The sequence below is a fragment of the Pseudomonas sp. 5P_5.1_Bac1 genome (assembly GCF_025466015.1).
In the GTDB taxonomy this organism is placed as follows: domain Bacteria; phylum Pseudomonadota; class Gammaproteobacteria; order Pseudomonadales; family Pseudomonadaceae; genus Aquipseudomonas.
Genome location: NZ_JANLNX010000050.1, coordinates 77,073 through 89,793, shown reverse-complemented (window position 1 = coordinate 89,793; position 12,721 = coordinate 77,073). Strand labels below are relative to the sequence as shown.

11 protein-coding genes are annotated in these 12,721 nt (G+C 62.9%); 7 read left to right on the top strand and 4 right to left on the bottom strand.

The window, feature by feature from the left end; all coding sequences use genetic code 11:
* Positions 1–136: 136 nt before the first annotated feature.
* From NTD82_RS10145 to NTD82_RS10135, 3 genes are all read left to right on the top strand, one after another.
* Positions 137–508: a septal ring lytic transglycosylase RlpA family protein gene (locus tag NTD82_RS10145; protein ID WP_095159587.1), complete on the top strand. Its 372-nt coding sequence runs from the start codon at positions 137–139 to the stop codon at positions 506–508.
* A gap of 81 nt (positions 509–589) precedes the next feature.
* Positions 590–1,615 carry a calcium/sodium antiporter gene (locus NTD82_RS10140; protein ID WP_410017040.1) on the top strand — a complete coding sequence of 342 codons (1,026 nt, stop codon included), beginning with the start codon at positions 590–592 and terminating at the stop codon, positions 1,613–1,615.
* 10 nt (positions 1,616–1,625) lie between these two features.
* A complete protein-coding gene (locus NTD82_RS10135; RefSeq protein ID WP_175651070.1) occupies positions 1,626–2,006 on the top strand; it encodes a carboxymuconolactone decarboxylase family protein in 381 nt (126 codons plus the stop codon).
* A 21-nt stretch (positions 2,007–2,027) separates the two neighbouring features.
* Here NTD82_RS10135 and NTD82_RS10130 read toward each other — a convergent pair whose 3' ends face one another.
* The 4 genes from NTD82_RS10130 to NTD82_RS10115 form a co-directional block, all read right to left on the bottom strand.
* Positions 2,028–3,392, bottom strand: a complete 1,365-nt coding sequence (locus NTD82_RS10130; RefSeq protein WP_095159584.1) for an amino acid permease — start codon at positions 3,390–3,392, stop codon at positions 2,028–2,030.
* A gap of 52 nt (positions 3,393–3,444) precedes the next feature.
* Positions 3,445–4,386: an AEC family transporter gene (locus tag NTD82_RS10125; protein WP_095159583.1), complete on the bottom strand. Its 942-nt coding sequence runs from the start codon at positions 4,384–4,386 to the stop codon at positions 3,445–3,447.
* Positions 4,387–4,516: 130 nt separating this feature from the next.
* The gene (locus NTD82_RS10120) at positions 4,517–5,077 is read right to left on the bottom strand and encodes a response regulator transcription factor (RefSeq protein ID WP_095159582.1); all 561 of its coding nucleotides are present in this window, start codon (positions 5,075–5,077) and stop codon (positions 4,517–4,519) included.
* On the bottom strand, positions 5,077–6,333 hold the full coding sequence (locus NTD82_RS10115; protein ID WP_095159581.1) for an ATP-binding protein: 1,257 nt from the start codon (positions 6,331–6,333) through the stop codon (positions 5,077–5,079). Before NTD82_RS10115 ends, NTD82_RS10120 begins: the two co-directional genes overlap by 1 nt.
* Before the next feature lie 196 nt (positions 6,334–6,529).
* Between NTD82_RS10115 and NTD82_RS10110 the strand changes: the two genes are divergently transcribed.
* The 4 genes from NTD82_RS10110 (at position 6,530) to NTD82_RS10095 (ending at position 12,712) form a co-directional block, all read left to right on the top strand.
* Entirely contained in the window at positions 6,530–7,240 is a 711-nt protein-coding gene (locus NTD82_RS10110; RefSeq protein ID WP_262128667.1) for an SIMPL domain-containing protein, read from the top strand.
* Between the two features lie 488 nt (positions 7,241–7,728).
* The gene (locus NTD82_RS10105; protein ID WP_262128666.1) at positions 7,729–9,354 is read left to right on the top strand and encodes an ABC transporter substrate-binding protein; all 1,626 of its coding nucleotides are present in this window, start codon (positions 7,729–7,731) and stop codon (positions 9,352–9,354) included.
* 267 nt (positions 9,355–9,621) lie between these two features.
* Positions 9,622–11,226, top strand: a complete 1,605-nt coding sequence (locus NTD82_RS10100) for an ABC transporter substrate-binding protein (RefSeq protein ID WP_262128665.1) — start codon at positions 9,622–9,624, stop codon at positions 11,224–11,226.
* Between the two features lie 106 nt (positions 11,227–11,332).
* On the top strand, positions 11,333–12,712 hold the full coding sequence (locus NTD82_RS10095) for an OprD family porin (protein ID WP_262128664.1): 1,380 nt from the start codon (positions 11,333–11,335) through the stop codon (positions 12,710–12,712).
* The last annotated feature ends 9 nt before the right edge of the window (positions 12,713–12,721 follow it).

Sequence of the window (12,721 nt, the reverse complement as noted above, 5' to 3'; positions counted from 1 at the left end):
GTCTCGATATGGCTCGCTCCTCTGGACTCACAATGTCCTGCAGGAGCGAGCTTGCCTGGTCAGGGCCATTTAGGGGACCGCTGCGTCCTTCGCGAGCAAGCTCGCTCCTACAGAGAACCACGGAGCACCGTAATACATGTGGCGTCTGCTGAGCGCCTTGGCGCTGTTCACCTTGCTCGCCGGCTGTGCCAGCCACGACATCGACCCGCGCGGCTACGATGAAACCGGCACCGCCTCCTATTATGGTTCTCGCCATCACGGCAAACGCACTGCCAGTGGTGAGCCCTTCGACCAGCACGGCCTGACCGCCGCGCACCGCAGCCTGCCCTTCGGCACCCGGGTGCGGGTCACCAACCTGAAAAACGAACGCTCTGTCGTGGTCCGCATCAATGACCGCGGCCCGCATACCCGTGGCCGACTGATCGATCTGTCCAAGGCCGCCGCACAGAAGCTGGACATGCTCCGTAGCGGAACGGCGCGCGTCCGGGTACAAAGCCTCAGCGACTGATCCTGTTTTCGGAGCCCGACCATTTTCAACCTGGCCGCTTTACCCACCTTCAGCCTGCTGCAACTGTGCAGCGGCCTTATCCTGCTGGTGCTTGGCGCCGAGCTGCTGGTGCGCGGCGCCCTGCGCCTGGCCGCCAGCCTGCAAGTCCGCCCGCTGATCATCGGCCTGAGCCTGGTGGCGTTCGGCAGCAGCGCGCCGCAACTGACCGTCAGCCTGCAAGCCGCCTACACCGGCGCCCCCGATGTGGCGGTGGGCAGCGTGATCGGCAGCAACATCTTCAACATTCTCGTCACCCTCGGCCTAGCCGCGCTGATCATTCCGCTGCGCGTGTCGCGGCAACTGGTGCGCCTGGATATCCCGCTGATGATCGGCGCCAGCCTGCTGGTGTACCTGCTGGCGCTGAACGAAGCGCTCGATCACTGGGAAGGCGCACTGCTGTTGCTCGGGCTTGTGGCGTACCTGGCGATCCTGTGGCGCCAGTCACGCCACCACACCCGCATCCACCACGCGCCGGGGCATCAGCCGCAACGGGGCGCGGGCTTCTGGGCCGGCACCCTGTTGCTGATGGCTATCGGCCTTGGCCTGCTCAGCCTGGCCGGGCACTTGCTGTTGGAGGCGGCAGTGGAAGTCGCCACGGACCTTGGCTTGTCGGAACGCATCATCGGTCTGACCGTGGTTGCCGTGTGCACCTCGCTGCCGGAACTGGCGACTTCGTTGATCGCGGCCATCCGCGGTGAACGGGAAATCGCCGTGGGCAACGTGATCGGCAGCAACCTGTTCAACCTGCTGGGCGTGCTCGGCCTGACCGCCGTGCTGACCCCGGAACCGCTGTCGATCTCGCCCAATGCCCTGGCCTTCGACCTGCCCGTGATGCTCGGCGTCGCCGCCTTGAGCCTGCCGGTGTTCTATTCCGGGTACCGGGTCACGCGCGCCGAAGGTCTGGTGTTTCTCTGCCTGTATCTGGCCTATGGTCTGCACGTGGTGGCCTTCACCACCGGCATGCCGCTGGCCAACCGCCTGGAGCAACTGATGTTGTTCTATGTCCTGCCAGCGCTGGGGGCCGTGTTGTTCTACACCACCCTGCGCGCCTGGCGCCGCCAACACTAAGGAAAACAAGATGGGCGATACGAAGAAAACCGGCGAACAGGTTCGCCGCCAGGTAATGGGCGACGTCTTCGTTGACCGCGCACTGGGCAACGCCACCGAGTTCACCGCGCCGCTGCAGGAATTCGTCAACGAACACGCCTGGGGTAGCGTCTGGAGCCGCGAAGGCCTGCCGCTGAAAACCCGCAGCCTGATCACCCTGGCCGCCCTCACTGCGCTCAAGTGCCCGCAGGAACTCAAGGGCCACGTGCGTGGTGCCCTGAACAATGGCTGTACGGTGGAAGAGATTCGCGAAGCATTGCTGCATTGCGCAGTCTATGCGGGTGTGCCGGCGGCGATCGACGCGTTCCGCGCGGCGCAGGAAGTGATCGACACCTGGCAACAGCCAGGCTGATCGATCACTTCCCGAAGACCGTCAGGCCTTGGCGGTCTTGCGGCCGCGGGTCAGCTTGTAAGCACCCCACAGCACCAGCAGCCAGACCGGGATCAACTCGACAGAGATGCGGATCCCTTCGGTCATCCACATCACCACCAGAATGAACGCCAGGAAGGCCAGGCACAGGTAGTTGGTCAGTGGATAGCCGAGGCTCTTGTAGAAGGTTTCCTGACCCTGAGCCGCCTTGGCCTGGCGGAATTTCAGGTGGGTGATGCTGATGATCCCCCAGTTGATCACCAGCGACGACACCACCAGCGACATCAGCAGGCCGAAGGCCTCACGCGGGATGTAGTAGTTGATGAGCACACACAGGCCTGTAGCCAGCGCGGAAATGCCCAGCGCCGCCAGCGGAACACCCTTGGCATTGACCTTGAGCAGTTTCTTCGGCGCATCGCCCTGGGTCGCCAGACCGAACAGCATGCGGCTGTTGCAGTACACGCAACTGTTGTAGACCGACAGCGCGGCGGTCAGCACCACCAGGTTGAGCACGGTCGCCACCAGGTTGCTGTCCAGGTCGTGGAAGATCATCACGAACGGGCTGCCGCCACTGACCACTTTCTGCCACGGGTACAGCGCCAGCAGCACGGCCAGGGCGCCGATATAGAACAGCAGGATGCGGTAGATCACCTGATTGGTGGCACGCGGAATGCTGTGGCGCGGGTTATCGGCCTCGGCAGCGGTGATGCCCACCAGTTCCAGACCGCCGAACGAGAACATGATCACGGCCATGGCCATCATCAGACCAGTCGCGCCGTTGGGGAAGAAGCCGCCGTGCTGCCAGAGGTTGGCGACGCTGGCATCCGGGCCGCCGGTGCCGCTGAACAGCATGTAGCCGCCAAAACCGATCATGCCGAGGATGGCCACGACCTTGATCAGGGCGAACCAGAACTCCATTTCACCGTAGACCTTCACCTGACTCACGTTCATCAGGTTGATGACGACGAAGAAGATCGCCGCCGTGGCCCAGGTCGGGAAGTCCGGCCACCAGTACTGGACATAGATGCCCACCGCCGTCAGTTCGGCCATGCCGACCAGTACATAGAGCACCCAGTAGTTCCAGCCCGACATGAAGCCGGCGAGCGGGCTCCAGTATTTGTGGGCGAAGTGGCTGAACGTGCCGGACACCGGCTCTTCCACGACCATTTCGCCAAGCTGGCGCATGATGAAGAAGGCGATGATGCCGGCGATCGCGTAACCCAGCAGCACCGACGGGCCGGCCATCTGGATGGTCTGGGCGATGCCGAGGAACAGGCCCGTACCGATCGCCCCGCCCAGGGCGATCAGTTGGATATGACGGTTTTTCAGCCCGCGGTGTAAACGCTCGGGCGTGATCTGGTCTTGCATGAAGTGTCCTCAGACGTAAGAGGCTGTGTTGGAATTGTTGTACCCGGAGAATCTAGATCCATCCTCCCCACTGCAAGAGGAAGATTCCGATATTGGTTGTAAGGGCAGCCGCCAGCGTGGTGATCACAATGATCGACGCCGCCAGCTCATGGTTGCCATTGGCCGCCCTGGCCATCACATAACTGGCCGCCGCCGTGGGGCTGCCAATATAGAGGAACAGGATGCCCAGTTCCGCCCCGCGAAAGCCGCATAGCCAGCCGCCAAAGGTGAATATCAGCGGCAGCCAGACCATTTTCACCAGGCTGGAACTGACCGCCATCCGGCCACTGGCCCGCAACGAGGCCAGCGACAGCGTCCCGCCGATGCAGATCAACGCCAGCGGCAAGGTCATCTGAGCCAGGTAATCCGCCGAGGTCAGCAGCCAGTTGGGCAACGGCACCTTGGCATAGGCCATCGGCGTCGCCGCCAGCACACTGATGATCAGCGGGTTGCGCAGGATGCTCTTGAGGATGCTCCACGGGTCGGACTTGACCGTCGGGCTGTACACCGCCAGCACCACCGACGACAGCGAGTTGTAGAGCAGGATCACCAGCCCGGCGAGGATCGCGCCGAGCGAGATACCGTAATCGCCGTACATGCTGGCCGCCAGCGCCAACCCGACCACACCGTTGTTGCCGCGAAACGCACCCTGCGTATAGATGCCGCGATCTTCCCGGGGACAGCGCCAGATGGCAATCAGCCAGGCCAAGGCGAAACTGCCTAAGGTGGCGGCGATGAAGTACAGCAGCAGGCCGGGTTTGACCGCGGCCTCGAGGTCGGCGTGGTAAATGCCGAGAAACAGCAGCGCCGGCATGCAGACGTTGAACACCAGGGCCGACGAGGTCTGGATGAAGCCGTCGTTGATCGCATTGATGCGGCGCAACAGCACGCCCATGAACAGCATCGCGAACACCGGGGCGGTGATGTTCAGCGTCTGGATGAAAAGGGCGAGCATGCGGGGGAGTTCCGTGGCCTGTCGTTAGGTGGCTAATAATACGCCAGCACAGGCGTCAGGGACGGGGGTTTCCGGATGAATTGCAGGAAACAGGCAGATTTTTGGGGCCGCAGAGCAGCCCCAAAAAGGATCAGCGCCGAACTGGCCGCTTCTGCAGCTTGCGCTGCAAGGTGCGCCGATGCATGCCCAGGGCGCGGGCGGTGGCGGAGATATTGCCTTCGTGCTCGGCCAGCACGCGCTGGATGTGCTCCCACTGCAGGCGGTCCACCGACATCGGGTTTTCCGGCACCAGGCTGTCCAGATCAGCGTGCTCGGACAGCAGCGCTGCCAGCACGTCATCGGCATCCGCCGGCTTGCACAGGTAATTGCAGGCGCCGCGCTTGATGGCCTCCACCGCAGTGGCGATGCTCGAATAACCGGTGAGGATCACCACGCGCATTTCCGGATCAAGCTCCAGCAGCTTGGGCAGCAGCACCAGGCCGGAGTCGCCTTCCATCTTGAGGTCCAGCGTGGCGTAGTCCGGTATGTCCTGCTGGGCCAGCACCAGTCCTTCCTCCGCAGAGCTGGCGGTGCTGACGCGGAAACCGCGGCGGCTCATGGCACGGGCCATCACCCGGGTAAAGGTCGCGTCGTCGTCGACCAGCAGCAGGTGCGGCAGTTCTTCACCTTCAACCTGGATTTCATCACTCATCACACATCTCCTCGCGCGTCACGCGGCAAGCGTAGCTCAGTGAGCGTACCGCCTTCTTCGTGACTATAGAGTTTTACCGAGCCGCCAGCACGGGTCACGCTGGCCTTGCTCAAGAACAGGCCCAGGCCAAAGCCCTTGCCCTTGGTGGTAAAGAAGGGTTTGCCGATCTGTTCGGCGATGGCCACCGGGACACCGGGGCCATGGTCGCGGATGCTGATGACGATGTCGGAAGCGTCCCAATCCAGGTGCACTTCCAGCCCATCGGGACAAGCATCGGCGGCGTTGTTCAGCAAATTCAGCAGGGCCTGGGTCAGGTCCGGTGGCGGCGCCAGGCGCGGCACCTCGCCCTGGCCGAGGCGCTGGAAGCGGTAACTGGCTTCGGGGCGCATCAGGTGCCAGCGGTTGAGCGATTCATCGAGCCAGAAGGTCACCGGCTGGTCTTCCACCACCATGCGCCGGTTGGCTTCGGCGGCGCGCACCAGTTGCTGCAAGGTGTACTTGCACTGCTTGACCTGTTCCTGGAGCACACCGAGGTCTTCCTGCAACAGCGGGTCGGTATGGTCCTGGCGCATCTCGCTGATCAGCACGCTCATGGTCGCCAGCGGCGTGCCCAGTTCGTGGGCGGCGCCCGCAGCCTGGGTGGCCACGGCCAGTAGCTGCTGGTCGCGCAGCCCTTCCTCGCGGCGTTGGGCCTGGAACTGCTGCTGACGGCGCAGTTCCTCGGCCATCTTCGCCGCGAAGAAGGTGATCACCGCTGCGGCCAGGGCGAAACTCAGCCACATGCCGTAGATCTGCATCTTCTCCCGCGCCATGGGGAAGGTTTCCAGCGGATAGAACTGCATCAGCAGCAGGGTGTAGGCCACCAGCGCGATGCCCGAGAGGATCAACGAATAGACCCACGGCAACGTCACCGCGGCAATCGCCAATGGCACCAGGTAATAGGAAACGAAGGGGTTGGTCGATCCGCCGGAGAAATACAGCAAGGCGCTGTGGATCAGCAGGTCGCAGGCCAGTTGCACCGCGTATTCCAGCTCGGTAACCGGCAGCGAGGCGCGCAGGCGCAGGGCGGTGACCAGGCACAGCACCATGGAAAACCCGAGGGTGACACTCAGGGCCAGCCAGGGCAGCGGAAGGAGTTCAGTCCAGTAGGCGACCCCGACCGAACCGGCCTGCGCGGCCAGTACCAGGGTGCGGACAAGCGTCAGACGCCAGAGATTCTGGCGGGTGGCGGACAGCATTTTTTCGGGGGCGAGCATGAGCTCTCCTGATGAGTGCTCCAGGTAAACCGCCGCGAGTATACCCAAGCGACGCCCTGGTCTGCAGCAATGCGGCAACTCGCCACACCGGGGATAAATGATGGCCTTCTGGAACCTTGCTGCTATTTTCAAGGTCAGACAGGGTCTGCGTGGCACAGGATCGTATCGGCCACGCCCATTTTTCAAGGAGTTATCCATGCATACCCCTAGCCGTAGCGCCAAGGTCCTGCTGGCCGCCAGCCTCCTGGCCAGCCTTCCCGTTCTGGCGGACGAGCCGCGTTACAACCAGGTATCGCTGCGTGCCGAAGCCAGCAAGGAAGTGACCCGCGACCTGATGGTCGTGACCCTGTACAGCGAAGCACAGAACACTGATCCGGCGAAACTCGCCGCCGAGATCACCACCACGCTGAACAAGGCGCTGGAAAAGGCCCGTCAGGCCAAGGACGTGAAGATCAGCCAGGGCAGCCGCAACGCCTACCCGATCTACGACGACAAAGGCCAGAAGATCACCGGCTGGCGTGAGCGCGCCGAACTGCGCCTGGAAAGCAGCAACTTCCCGGCCCTCTCCGGCCTGACCGGCGAGCTGCTGCAAACCCTGAAAATGGGCGGCATGGACTTCGCCGTTGCGCCCGCAACACGCAAGACCAGCGAAGACGAACTGCTCAAGGACGCGGTCGACGCCTTCAAGGCCCGCGCGCAGATCGCCACCGAGGCGTTGGGCGGCAAGGGCTACAAAGTGGTCAGCCTGAACCTCAACAGCAGCGGCTACCCACAGCCGTACATGCGTGCGCCGATGATGATGAAGGCCAGCATGGATGCCGAAGCCGCGCCGTCGCCGCAGGTCGAAGCCGGCACTGCGCAGGTGAGCATCAGCGCGGATGGCACTATTGAAGTGCAGATGCCTTAAACGGGGTTTCTGCGGCCACTGGGCGCATGTCGGGAGTTTTCCAGCGCCCTTGAGATCGAGCGCCGCCCGCGCGGCGCATCGCGACGGTTCGGCGCCCCGACAAGCTCGCTCCTACATTGGTTGCAACGTGCCTATGCCTGTCAGGCCATAGTTGAGCGCCTTGTTTGTACAACGCGCTATCGAGTTGACTTCAACAGCCTCCCCACGATTCATCGCCGAGTGCCAAAGGCGGGCAACACCTCTCCGTCAGGCCATGGCACGTTGCAACCGATGTAGGAGCGAGCTTGCTCGCGATGCGCCGCGCGGGCGGCGCTCGATCTCAAGAGCGCTAAAAACTGTCGGCTAGCGCCTAGCCGCCACGACCCGGTCTCCTGCCTGCACCCCCGCTTCACTTTCCCACCAAACAGCTATCCTCAATCGTTGGCATAAATATCCGTAGGTCGGCTCACGAGGCCGCCCTCTCAAAAAATGACAACAATGAGGCCACCATGCTGAAAACCGCAGTCATTCCGTTCCTGGTCGGCGCAGGTCTGCTCGCCGTCACGCCCGCTGCGCAAGCCGCCAGCAATCTTGTCTACTGCTCCGAAGGCAGCCCCGCCGGCTTCGACCCCGCGCAGTACACCACCGGCACCGACTTCGACGCCTCCTCCGAAACCATGTTCAACCGCCTCGCCCAGTTCGAGCGCGGCGGCACCCAGGTCATTCCCGGCCTGGCAACCCGCTGGGACGTCGCCGATGACGGCCTGAGCTACACCTTCCACCTGCGCGAAGGGGTCAAGTTCCACACCACCGACTACTTCAAGCCGACCCGCGCATTCAACGCCGACGACGTGCTGTTCACCTTCAACCGCATGCTCGACAAGGACATGCCGTTCCGCAAGGCGTACCCCACCGAGTTCCCGTACTTCACCGACATGGGCATGGACGCGAACATCAAGCAGGTGGAGAAGGTCGACGAGCACACCGTGAAGTTCACCCTCGCCGCCGTCGACGCCGCGTTCATCCAGAACATCGCCATGAGCTTCGCCTCGATCCAGTCCGCCGAATACGCCGAGCAGTTGCTCAAGCAGGGCAAGGCCGCGGACATCAACCAGAAGCCCATCGGCACCGGCCCGTTCGTGTTCAGCAAGTACCAGAAAGACGCGCAGATCCGTTTCAAGGGCAACAAGGACTACTGGAGCCCAGACGAGGTGAAGATCGACAACCTGATCTTCGCCATCACCACCGACGCCTCGGTGCGCATGCAGAAGCTGAAGAAAAACGAGTGCCAGGTCACCCTGTTCCCGCGCCCCGCCGACCTCGAGGCCCTGAAGGCCGATCCGAACCTGCAGATGCCGTCCCAGGCCGGCTTCAACCTCGGCTACATCGCCTACAACGTGATGGACAAGATCAAGGGCAGCAACGAGCCCAACCCGATGGCCCAGCTCAAGGTGCGCCAGGCGCTGGACATGGCGGTGAACAAGCAGCAGATCATCGATTCGGTTTACCAGGGCGCGGGGCAATTGGCGGTCAACGCCATGCCGCCGACCCAGTGGTCTTACGACGACACCATCAAGGGCACCGAATACAACCCCGAAAAGGCCCGGCAACTGCTCAAGGAAGCCGGCGTCAAGGAAGGCACCGAAATCACCCTGTGGGCCATGCCGGTGCAGCGCCCTTATAACCCCAACGCCAAGCTGATGGCCGAGATGCTCCAGTCCGACTGGGCGAAGATCGGCATCAAGGCGCGCATCGTCAGCTACGAATGGGGCGAGTACATCAAACGCTCCAAGGATGGCGAGAACGGCGCCATGCTGATCGGCTGGAGCGGCGACAACGGCGACCCGGACAACTGGCTCGGCACCCTGTACGGCTGCGACGCGGTCAACGGCAACAACTTCTCCCACTGGTGCGACACCGGCTACGACAAGCTGGTCAAGGAAGCCAAGACCACCACTGACCAGAACAAGCGCATCGCGCTGTACAAACAGGCCCAGCACATCCTCAAGGACCAGGTGCCGATCACCCCGATCGCCCACTCCACGGTCTACCAACCGATGCGCAAGTCGGTGGAGGATTTCAAGATCAGTCCGTTTGCACTGAATGACTTCTACGGCGTCAGCGTGAAGCCATAAACGCGTTCCAAGGGCCGCCCTGCGGCCCATCGCGACTGTTCAGATGGATAGCCGCCGCGAAACCCACACTCGCCGTGGATAACTCGCCACCACCCCGCTGAAATTTCGTCAAACCACTCAGAAACGTCTCACCTCAATTTGCCCCTTGTGTAACTCGTCGTCGCCCTCCCCCGCCCTTACCGTGGGACTGGCGCCGCAGCACGTGCGCGAAAGCTCGCCCTGTGCCGCGGAAAACTCCAACGACAACGACAAGACAAGGGGATACCCATGCGTATGACTTCCCTCTTCGCCGCCCTTCTCGGGGCCGGCGTGCTGGCTCATTCGCCCTTCGGAATGGCCGACGACAAGAAGGGCAATCTGGTGTTCTGTTCCGAAGGCAGCCCGTCCGGGTTCGACTCCGCGCAATACCAGAGCGGCACCGACAATGACGTCGCCGAACCGCTGTACAACCGCCTCGTGGAGTTCCAGCGCGGCGCCACCGGCGTGCTGCCCGCGCTCGCGACCGACTGGAGCATCTCTGACGACGGCCTGATCTACACCTTCAACCTGCGCCCCGGGGTGAAATTCCACAGCAACGCCGCCTTCAAACCGAGCCGTGACTTCAACGCCGACGATGTGCTGTTCACCTTCAACCGCATGCTCAACACGACCCACCCGTTCCGCATGGCCTACGGCACCGAGTTCCCCTACTTCAGCGCCATGGGCCTGGACAAGACCATCGCCAAGGTGGAAAAGACCGGGCCGATGACCGTGGTCTTCACGCTTAACTACGTCGATGCGTCGCTGATCCAGAACCTGGCGATGAGCTTCGCGTCGATCCTCTCGGCCGAGTACGCCGAACAGCTACTCAGCCGCGGCACGCCGGCGGACATCAGCCACAAACCGATCGGCACCGGGCCTTTCGTGTTCACCCGTTACCAGAAGGACGCGCAGATCCGCTACCGCGGCAACTCGGACTACTGGGCACCGGAGCAGGTGAGGCTCGACAACCTGATTTTCTCCATCAACACCGACCCGTCGGTGCGCGTCCAGAAGCTGCGCAAGGGCGAATGCCAGGTGACCATCCATCCCCGTCCCGCCGACCTCGAGGCACTGCGCCGCGACGAGACCATCAACCTGATCGAGAAGCCCGCCTACAACCTCGGCTACATCGCCTACAACACCCAGAAAAAACCGTTCGACCAGCTCGAAGTGCGCCAGGCCCTGGACATGGCCGTGGACAAGGAAGCGATCATCAAAACCGTGTTCCAGGGCGCCGGCCAGGTCGCGGTGAACAGCATGCCGCCCACGCAGTGGTCCTATGACGAGAGCATTACCGACCCGCCCCAAGACATCGAAAAAGCGCGCCAGATGCTGCGCGACGCCGGGGTCGAGGAAGGCACCGAAATCACCCTCTGGGCCATGCCGGTTCAGCGCCCCTACAACCCCAACGCCAAGCTGATGGCGCAGATGCTCCAGGACGACTGGGGCAAGCTCGGGCTCAAGGTGAATATCGTCAGCTACGAATGGGGCGAATACCTCAAGCGCGCCAAGGACGGCGAGCACGACACCATCCTGATCGGCTGGACTGGCGACAACGGCGACCCGGACAACTGGCTCGGCACCCTCTATAGCTGCGACGCCATCGGCAGCCACAACCACTCCATGTGGTGCGACCCGCAATACGACGCCCTGGTGAAACAGGCCAAGTCGGTCACCGACCGCGAGCAGCGCTCCGAGCTGTACCGCCAGGCCCAGCACTACATCAAGCAGCAAGTGCCCATCACCCCCGTCGCCCACTCCACGGTCAGCCAGCCGGTAAGCACGAAGGTGAAGGATTACCTGGTGAGCCCGTTCGGTCGCACCTCCTTCCTGGATGTTGGCATCGAGTGATGTCGGTCCTCGCCGGATCAAGGCTTACCCGCCCCGATCCCGTGCAATGACCTGTGGGTTCACAAGACCCGCCGGTGCTCTTACAAGAACAAAAGGAAGCATCGCCTTGAAAGCACTCTCTATATCCATCGCCGCACTGACCCTCTGCGGCCTGGCCAATCAGGCCCGGGCCGAATCCCTCAGCCACGATTACCTGCCAATCAGCCTCAAGGAGAACAACGCCCAGGCCGAAGCCGGCGGATTCTTCGAAGGGCAGAGCCTGTCCGGCTCGACCCGCAACTGGTATTCACACGAACGCGCCACCAAGGGCCCGCAGTTCCGCTACTACAAGAGCGACGGCACCCGCCACAACAGCCACAGCCGCAATAACTGGGTGCAGGGCACCATCCTCGATTACACCTCGGGCTTCAGCCAGGGCCCCGTGGGCTTCGGCGTCCAGGTTGCGGGCTACAACGCCATTGCCCTGGAACGAAGCCGCGCCGCGGTGGCCGGACCCAACAACCGCACCCTCACCCACAGTGACGGCGATGTCATCGGCCAGTGGAGCAAGATCGGCCTGGCCAACCTGAAGGCACGCGTCTCCCACACCACCCTGACGGCGGGCCGCCATACGGTGAACACGCCGGTGATCGCCGCCATCGGCAACCGCGCCTTGCCGTCGAGCTTCGATGGCGTCAGCCTGCACAGCGCGGAATTCCACACCCTGTCGTTCGACCTCGGCAGCTTCGAGCGCGTGTCGAGCCGTACCGAACAGGGCAAGAGCAAATTCACCACGGAATACTCGGCCATCGGTGCCCAGGCCGACCGGGTCAGCATGGCCGGCCTCACCTACCAACCGATGAGAAGCCTGACCACCAGCCTGTACTTCGCCAATGTCGAAGACATCTGGAACCAGTACTACCTCGCGGCGTCCCACGACCTGGGCGACACCGCCATGCTCGGCCTGACCACCGGTTTCAACTACTACGGCACCCGCGACCACGGCCGCGCCAAGCAGGGGCCGATCGACAACGACACGTTCAGCCTGTCCTTCGCCCTGACGCACAAGGCTCATACCCTCGGCCTGTCGTGGCAGCAAGTGAACGGCAACGAGTACTTCGACTACCTGCACGACACCAACGGCATCTTCCTGGCCAACTCGCTGTACTCCGACTTCAACGGCCCCAACGAGAAATCCGTGCAGCTCAGCTATATGCTCAACCTGACCCCCTACGGCGTGCCGGGGGTACGCCTGAACCTCTACAACGCCCGCGGCTGGGGCATCGACGGGACTCACTACCGCGGCAGCGGCTACGATGTACAAAAGCTCGATGGCGAGCACCACAAAGAATGGGGCATTGGCGTGAGCTATGCGGTGCAGGACGGCGCACTCAAGGACACCAGCATCCGTGCCACCTACAGCACGCACCGGGCGAGCCGGGCGCAGATTGATGGCAATGTGGACGAAATGCGCGTCGTGACCACCATCCCCTTCGACATTCTCTGAGCACTCCCG